This is a genomic window from Nonomuraea corallina (assembly GCF_027620315.1).
Taxonomy (GTDB): Bacteria; Actinomycetota; Actinomycetes; order Streptosporangiales; family Streptosporangiaceae; genus Nonomuraea; species Nonomuraea corallina.
On record NZ_JAPNNL010000251.1, the window covers coordinates 1 to 7305 of the forward strand.

The window sequence follows — 7305 nt, forward strand, 5'->3', positions numbered from 1 at the left end:
CGGAGCTGCACGCGGCCGGGCGGGTGTCCGCCGTGCTCGCCGTGGGCGGCAGCGGCGGCTCCTCGATCGCCGCGCGGGCGGTCCGCGACCTGCCGATCGGCCTGCCGAAGCTCATCGTCTCCACGATGGCGTCCGGCGAGGTGTCCCCGTACGTCGGGGCCAAGGACGTGACGCTCATGTACAGCGTCGTCGACGTCGCCGGGCTCAACCGGGTGTCCCGCGTCATCCTGGGCAACGCCGCCGCCGCGGCCGCGGGGATGGCCGCCGCCCACCGGGAGCGGCGGGCCGACGAGGGGGACCGGCCGCTGGTCGGGGCGACCATGTTCGGGGTGACGACGCCCGCCGTGGACGCCGCCCGCGAGCGGCTGCGCGAGCTCGGCTACGAGGTGCTGGTGTTCCACGCCACCGGGGCCGGCGGCAGGGCCATGGAGGGGCTCGCCGGCAGCGGCCTGCTCGCCGGGGTGCTCGACCTGACGACCACCGAGCTGGCCGACGACCTGGTGGGCGGCGTGCTGTCGGCGGGGCCCGACCGGCTGACCGCCGCGGGTCGGCACGGGGTGCCGCAGGTGGTCGCGCCGGGAGCGCTCGACATGGTCAACTTCGGGCCGCGCGACACCGTACCCGACCGCTTCGCCGGCCGTGAGCTGTACGCGCACAACCCGGCCGTCACCCTCATGCGCACCACGCCCGAGGAGATGGCCGAGCTGGGCCGCAGGATCGCGACGAAGCTGTCCGGCGCGACCGGCCCCGCCGAGCTGTTCGTCCCGCTCAAGGGGGTCTCCGCGCTGGACGCCGAGGGCATGCCCTTCCACGACCCCGAGGCGGACCGGGCCTGCTTCGCCGCCCTGGCCGCCTTCCCCGCGACCGTGCGGCTCGACCTGCACGTCAACGACCCGGAGTTCGGGCGGGCCATGGCCGACCGGCTCCACGAACTGATCGGAGAACGGCGATGAACCGGCTGACAGTGCTCGAACGGCTGCGCGCGACCGTCGCGGAGGGCCGGCCGGTGATCGGCGCGGGCGCGGGCACCGGGCTGTCCGCCAAGTGCGCGGAGGCCGGGGGCGTCGACCTGATCATCGTCTACAACTCGGGCCGCTACCGGATGGCCGGGCGCGGCTCCCTGGCCGGGCTGCTCCCGTACGGCGACGCCAACCAGATCGTGGTCGAGATGGCCGCCGAGGTGCTGCCCGTGGTGCGCGACACGCCGGTGCTGGCCGGGGTCTGCGGCACCGACCCGTTCCGGGTCATGCCGCGCTTCCTCGACCAGCTCAAGGCCATGGGATTCGCCGGGGTGCAGAACTTCCCGACCGTCGGACTCTATGACGGCGTGTTCCGGCAGAACCTCGAGGAGACCGGCATGGGGTACGACCTCGAGATCGAGATGGTCAGGCTGGCGCGGGAGCGGGAGCTGGTGACCGCGCCCTACGTGTTCGACGAGGACCAGGCGCGGGCCATGGCCGAGGCCGGGGCCGACGTGCTCGTCCCGCACGTCGGCCTGACCACCAAGGGCAGCATCGGCGCCGGCACCGCGCTCACCCTCGACGAGGCCGTCACCCGGGTGCAGGCGATGCGCGACGCGGCCGCGGCCGTCCGGCCCGACATCCTGGTGCTCTGCCACGGCGGGCCGATCGCCGAGCCGCAGGACGCCCAGTACGTGCTGGCGCGCACCCAGGGCGTGGCCGGCTTCTTCGGCGCGTCCTCCGTGGAGCGCCTGCCGACCGAACGGGCCATCACCGAGCAGGTGGCCGCCTTCAAGAGCCTGGAGATCTGATGCTGATCAATCCCGACGCGGTTCCCACGATGACGTTCGACTGGGGCTCGATCAAGTGGTTCGTCACCCCGGACGCGGTCGCCGGCGCCGGCGCCACGTTCGGCGAGGTCATCGTCAACCCGGGCATGGGCCACGCCCGCCACGACCACCCGGACGCCGAGGAGCTCCTGTACGTGATCTCCGGCGAGGCCCGCCAGATGGTGGCCGACGGGGAGGAGTTCATCATCCGGGAGGGCGAGGCCGTGCACATCCCGGCGGGCGTCTTCCACTCGACCTACAACACCACCTGGCGCCCGTTGCGCCTGATCGTCACCTACACGCCCGGCGGCGCGGAGAGGGCGCTGACCGAGGCTCCGGGGTTCCGCGTCCACCCGGCGGGGGACATCCCCACCTGGCGCCGGTCCTGACGGGTCTCAGCGCCCGGCGTCCCACCCGTACCTCTTCATCAGCACCGCCGCCAGCCGCGCGAACCGCCCGCCGTCGAGCACCGCGCCCTCGCGGCGGATGTCGTCCTCGTCCAGCACGAAGACGCGGTCCAGCCGTACGTAGGAGGTCTTGCCGTCGCGCCCCCACACGCCCAGCTCGTGCCAGTCGGGCCCGTCGTCGCCCCGGCTGGACAGCATCAGGCCCAGCAGCCCGCGCTCGCCGCGGCCCACGACGAGCAGCGGCCGGTCCTTGCCCCGCGACGGGTCCTCCTCGTACGGCACCCACGCCCACACGATCTCCCCGGGATCGGCGAGCCCGTCGAGATCGGGCGAATAGGACAGCGTGGCGGCCTCGCGCAGCGACCGCACCTCCCGCACGAAACCCCTGACGGGCCGCGGGTCCTCTCCGACATCACGCACCCGCCGGATCTTACGGACTCCGTGCGCCTCCCCGCCACCCGCCCCATCGGCCCCGGCGCAGCCGGCCACTCCTCTAGAATCTCATTCTGTGACGTCAGCGTTCTTCACCTCGCGCGGCGGCGAGTTCGTCCCCGCCGCCCACGCGCACAGCCCCTGGTCCCCCGGCATGCTCCACGGCCGCCTGCTCGGCGGGCTGGCCGCCCGCGCCGTCGAGGCCCGCTACGGCGACCCCGGACTGCACGTCGCCCGGCTCACCGTCGACCTGTTCCGCAACAGCCCCCTGCTGCCGGTCACGGTGGACACCGCGCTGGTCAGGGACGGACGGCGGATCCGGGTGGCCGACGCGACGATCCGCACCGAGCAGGGCGCGATCGGCCGCGCCTCCGCCGTCCTGCTGCGCACCGGCGAACAGTCGGACAATGAGCACCTGCTCACCGCCCCCTGGGACGAGACCCCGCCCGACGGCCCGCCGCCCGCCTCGCAGGGCTGGGACCCGCCGTTCGACATGTGGTGGGTGCCGGGCCGGCGGCGGATGTGGATGCGCGAGGACCGGCCGCTCGTCGACGACGAGCGGCTCACCCCGATCGTGCGCACGGCCCTGGCCGGCGACTTCGCCAGCCCGCTCACCGCGATGGCCGAGGGCGGCGTCGCCTTCATCAACGCCGACTACACCCTCACCCTCGCCCGGCTGCCCGAAGGCGAGCTGATCGGCATGGAGGCCACCGGCAGGATCGTCGCCGCCGGCGTCTCCACCGGCCAGGTCACCCTGCACGACACCGCCGGGCCGTTCGGCTTCTGCGTGGTCACCGCCCTGGCCAACCCGGTCCCGCTGCGCGGCTGATCAGGCCGGCCGCTCCGCGCGGTCGCCCGGCCAGTCGGTGTGGAAGGCGCCCTCCCGGTCCACCCGCAGGTACGTGTGCGCGCCGAAGTAGTCGCGCAGCCCCTGCACCAGCGCGGCCGGGAGCCGGTCGCGGCGCAGCCCGTCGTAGTAGGCCAGCGCCGAGGAGAACCCGGGCGTCGGCACGCCGATCCGCACGGCCGTGGTGACCACCCGCCGCCACGACTCCTGCGCCACGCCCAGCGCCGCCGCGAACGTCGGGTCGACCAGCAGCGTCGGCAGGTTCGGGTCGGCGTCATAGGCGGCGCGGATCCGGTCCAGGAACTTGGCCCGGATGATGCAGCCGCCGCGCCAGATCGTCGCCATCGCGCCCAGGTCGAGGTCCCAGCCGTACTCCCGGGACGCGGCCGCCATCTGGTCGAAGCCCTGCGCGTACGCGACGATCTTGGACGCGTACAGCGCCTGGCGCACGTCCTCCACCAGCTCCTCGGCGCCCACCCCGGACAGCGAGGGACCGGCCAGCGACCGGGCCGCCGCCCGCTGCTCAGGATGGCCCGACAGCGCCCGCGCGAACACCGCCTCGGCGATGCCCGTCACCGGCACCCCCAGCTCCAGCGCGCTCTGCACGGTCCACCGGCCGGTGCCCTTCTGCTCGGCCCGGTCCACCACCACGTCCACGAACGGCCTGCCGGTCGCCGCGTCCACCTGGTCGAGCACCTCGGCGGTGATCTCGATCAGGTACGAGTCCAGCTCGCCCCGGTTCCACCCGCGGAACACCTCCGCCAGGTCGGCCGGCGTCGCCCCGAGCGCCTGGCGCAGCAGGTCGTAGGACTCGGCGATCAGCTGCATGTCCGAGTACTCGATGCCGTTGTGCACCATCTTCACGAAGTGGCCGGCGCCGTCGGGGCCCACGTGCACCGCGCACGGCACCCCGTCGACCTTGGCCGCGATGTCCTGCAGGATCGGGCCGAGCGCCTCCCACGACTCCGCCGACCCACCCGGCATGATGCTGGGGCCGAGCAGCGCGCCCTCCTCGCCGCCGGAGATTCCGGCACCGACGAAGTGGATGCCCCTCTCGCGCAGCGCCGCCTCACGCCGCCGGGTGTCCTCGAAGTGCGCGTTGCCGCCGTCGACGATCATGTCGCCCGGCTCCATCAGCGCGGCGAGCTGGTCGATCACCGCGTCGGTGCCCGCGCCCGCCTTCACCATGATGATCGCCCGCCGGGGCCGCTTCAGCGACGCCACGAAGTCGGCCGCCTCCTCCGACGGCACGAACGTCCCCTCACCGCCGAACTCCCGCACCAGCGCGTGCGTGCGGGACGCCGACCGGTTGTGCACCGCCACCGCGTAACCGTGCCGGGCCAGGTTGCGGGCGAGATTGCGGCCCATGGTGGCCAGGCCGGTGACGCCGATGTCTGCCAAGTCCATGTGAAAGCTCCTCTGTGGGTGATACGCGGTCTACAGCCCCGAGGTTCGGGCCGGAATTCCCGCTGCTCGCCGCCGCGCACGCCCAGCCCGTCGAGCCGGTCGAGCATGCCGGCGGGATCGGCGTACACCCGGAACGCCCCCGTACGCTCAAGCTCGTCACGCTCAAGCTCGTCACGCTCAAGCTCGTCACGCTCAAGCTCGTCACGCTCAAGCTCGTCACGCTCAAGCTCGTCACGCTCAAGCTCGTCCCTGCCGTACCCACCGGACGGCACCTCGATCCCGAGCGAGCCCGCCCCCCGGCGCGCGGCCGGCGGCTCCGCGGCTCCGGGCAGCGGCCGCACCGAGCCGGCCCGCTGCTCGTACGCCTCCGCGTGGGTCTCGGGGCAGTGCTCCATGCCTCCCATGACAGCATGGGGGGCATGAGGATCGTCATCGCTGGAGGGCACGGCCAGATCGCGCTGCGGCTGGCCCGGCTGCTCGGCCCCGCCGCCGTCGGCCTGGTCCGCAACCCCGCGCACGTCCCCGACGTCGAGGCCACCGGCGCCGCCGCGGTCGTGTGCGACCTGGAGCGGGCGGGCGTCGAGGAGGTGACCGAGATCGTGCGCGGCGCCGACGCCGTCGTGTTCGCCGCCGGCGCGGGTCCCGGCAGCGGCGCCGCCCGCAAGGACACCGTCGACCGGGGCGCGTCCGTCCTCATGGCCGACGCCGCCGAACGCGCCGGGGTGCGCACGTTCGTCCAGATCTCCTCCATGGGCGCCGGCCGGCCGTCCGCCCCGGGCACCGACGAGGTGTGGGCCGCCTACCTCCAGGCCAAGACCGAGGCCGAGGACGACCTGCGCCGCCGCGACCTCGACTGGACCATCGTGCGCCCCGGCCGGCTCACCGACGAACCGGGCACCGGCCTGGTGCTGCTCGCCCCGGAGGTGCCGCCCGGCTCGGTGCCCCGCGACGACGTGGCCGCCGTCATCGCCGCCCTGCTCCGCTCCGGGGGCACCGGCCGCCGCACCCTCGAACTCGTCTCGGGCGACACTCCCGTCGCCGACCTGGTCGCCACCCAGTGACCTGAGCCACGCGTACCTGGACCTTCAGGCGGAGAGGGCCGCGTGGGCGCGTTCGCGGCATTCCTCCAGGGTGAGCCGGGACAGGGCGTCGCGGACGGCGGGGACGCGGACGGGGGCCATCGACAGGCTCGTCACCCCCAGCCCGGCCAGGATCGGGGCGAGCGCGGCGTCGCCGGCGGCCTCGCCGCAGACGCCCACCGGCTTGCCGGCCGCGCGGCCCGCCTCGGCGCAGATCCGCACCAGGCGCAGCAGCGCCGGCTGGGCCGGGTCGAGCAGGTCGGCCAGCGCGTGGTGCTGCCGGTCGGCGGCGTAGGTGTACTGGCTGAGGTCGTTCGTGCCGACGCTCAGGAAGTCCACCTCGCGCAGCAGGCGGTCCGCCAGCAGGGCCGCGGCCGGGACCTCCACCATCGCGCCCACCTGGGCGATGCCGCGGGCGCGGGCGCGCCGGGCGAACGCGGCGGCCTCGGCCGGGGTGCTGACCATCGGGGCCATCACCCAGGCGTCCACGCCGGTGCGGCGGGCCGCCTCGGCGATCGCGTCCAGCTGGGTGTCCAGCACGTCCGGCAGCACGCGGTCCACCCGCAACCCGCGGATGCCCAGCGCCGGGTTCGGCTCGGCGGCCAGGCCGAGGAACGGCAGCGGCTTGTCGGTGCCGGCGTCCAGGGTGCGCACCACGACGTACGGCACGGCGGCGAACACGTCGGCGTAGGCGGTGACCTGCTCCTCGTACGAGGGAGCCTGCTTGCGGTCCAGGAACAGGAACTCGGTGCGGAACAGTCCGACGCCCTCGCCGTCCGGGCGCAGGTCGGCGGCCGAGCCGATGTTGAGCAGCAGCTTGACCGGATGGCCGTCGGCGGTCCTGCCGGGGCCGCTGGTCGCCGAGAGCCGGGCCCGTTCGGCGGCGTCCCGTTCCCGGATGCGGGCCGCCTCCTCCTCCGTGACGCCCACGACGATCTCGCCGGTGGCGCCGTCCACCGCGACGCGCGTGCCGTCCGCCAGGCCCGCGGCCTCCGCGCACGCCACCACGGCGGGCAGGCCGCGCCCCCGGGCCAGGATCGCGGTGTGGCTGGTGGGGCCGCCCTTCTCCGTCACCAGCGCCAGCACCTCGGCGCCCAGCCCGGCGGTGTCGGCGGGGGAGAGGTCCTCGGCGACCAGCACGAACGGGTGACCGGGCGACGGCACGCCGGGCATCGGCACGCCGAGGGCGGCGGCCACCGCCCGGTGCTTGAGGTCGTCCAGGTCGCCGGCCCGCTCGGCGAGGTAGCCGCCCAGCGCGGCGAGCGCCTCCCGGTGCCGGGCGAAGGCGGCGTCGAGGGCGTGCGGGGCGTCCAGGCCGTCGCGCACGCCCTGTTCGGCCTCCTC

The 7305-nt window shown here is 74.8% G+C and carries 8 protein-coding genes; 5 read left to right on the top strand and 3 right to left on the bottom strand.

What is annotated here, in order from left to right:
- The 3 genes from OUY22_RS34545 to OUY22_RS34555 form a co-directional block, all read left to right on the top strand.
- On the top strand, window positions 1-953 hold a 953-nt coding region (locus OUY22_RS34545), incomplete at its 5' end, for a Tm-1-like ATP-binding domain-containing protein (RefSeq protein ID WP_270159509.1).
- A complete protein-coding gene (locus tag OUY22_RS34550; RefSeq protein ID WP_270159510.1) occupies window positions 950-1771 on the top strand; it encodes a phosphoenolpyruvate hydrolase family protein in 822 nt (273 codons plus the stop codon). The genes OUY22_RS34545 and OUY22_RS34550, both read left to right, overlap by 4 nt.
- Entirely contained in the window at window positions 1771-2178 is a 408-nt protein-coding gene (locus tag OUY22_RS34555) for a cupin domain-containing protein (protein ID WP_270159511.1), read from the top strand. The genes OUY22_RS34550 and OUY22_RS34555 overlap by 1 nt, the downstream gene beginning before the upstream one ends.
- Window positions 2179-2184: 6 nt before the next feature.
- On the opposite strand, the gene OUY22_RS34560 is transcribed toward OUY22_RS34555, so the two are convergent.
- Window positions 2185-2616 (bottom strand): type II toxin-antitoxin system PemK/MazF family toxin, encoded by a 432-nt coding sequence (locus OUY22_RS34560; protein ID WP_270159512.1) that lies wholly within the window; start codon window positions 2614-2616, stop codon window positions 2185-2187.
- 88 nt (window positions 2617-2704) lie between these two features.
- On the opposite strand from OUY22_RS34560, the gene OUY22_RS34565 reads away from it, so the two are divergent.
- Window positions 2705-3457 (top strand): thioesterase family protein, encoded by a 753-nt coding sequence (locus tag OUY22_RS34565; RefSeq protein WP_270159513.1) that lies wholly within the window; start codon window positions 2705-2707, stop codon window positions 3455-3457.
- Here OUY22_RS34565 and gndA read toward each other — a convergent pair whose 3' ends face one another.
- On the bottom strand, window positions 3458-4882 hold the full coding sequence (gene gndA, locus OUY22_RS34570; RefSeq protein WP_270159514.1) for an NADP-dependent phosphogluconate dehydrogenase: 1425 nt from the start codon (window positions 4880-4882) through the stop codon (window positions 3458-3460).
- Between the two features lie 419 nt (window positions 4883-5301).
- On the opposite strand from gndA, the gene OUY22_RS34575 reads away from it, so the two are divergent.
- The gene (locus OUY22_RS34575; RefSeq protein WP_270159516.1) at window positions 5302-5943 is read left to right on the top strand and encodes an SDR family oxidoreductase; all 642 of its coding nucleotides are present in this window, start codon (window positions 5302-5304) and stop codon (window positions 5941-5943) included.
- Window positions 5944-5967: 24 nt separating this feature from the next.
- On the opposite strand, the gene OUY22_RS34580 is transcribed toward OUY22_RS34575, so the two are convergent.
- A partial coding sequence (locus OUY22_RS34580; RefSeq protein WP_270159515.1) for a phosphoenolpyruvate--protein phosphotransferase occupies window positions 5968-7305 on the bottom strand: 1338 nt, incomplete at its 5' end.

Coding starts and splice junctions, on each gene's coding strand:
- OUY22_RS34550 (WP_270159510.1), top strand. CDS start 950: ATGAACCGGCTGACAGTGCTCGAACGGCTGCGCGCGACCGTCGCGGAG.
- OUY22_RS34555 (WP_270159511.1), top strand. CDS start 1,771: ATGCTGATCAATCCCGACGCGGTTCCCACGATGACGTTCGACTGGGGC.
- gndA (WP_270159514.1), bottom strand. CDS start 4,882: ATGGACTTGGCAGACATCGGCGTCACCGGCCTGGCCACCATGGGCCGC.
- OUY22_RS34575 (WP_270159516.1), top strand. CDS start 5,302: ATGAGGATCGTCATCGCTGGAGGGCACGGCCAGATCGCGCTGCGGCTG.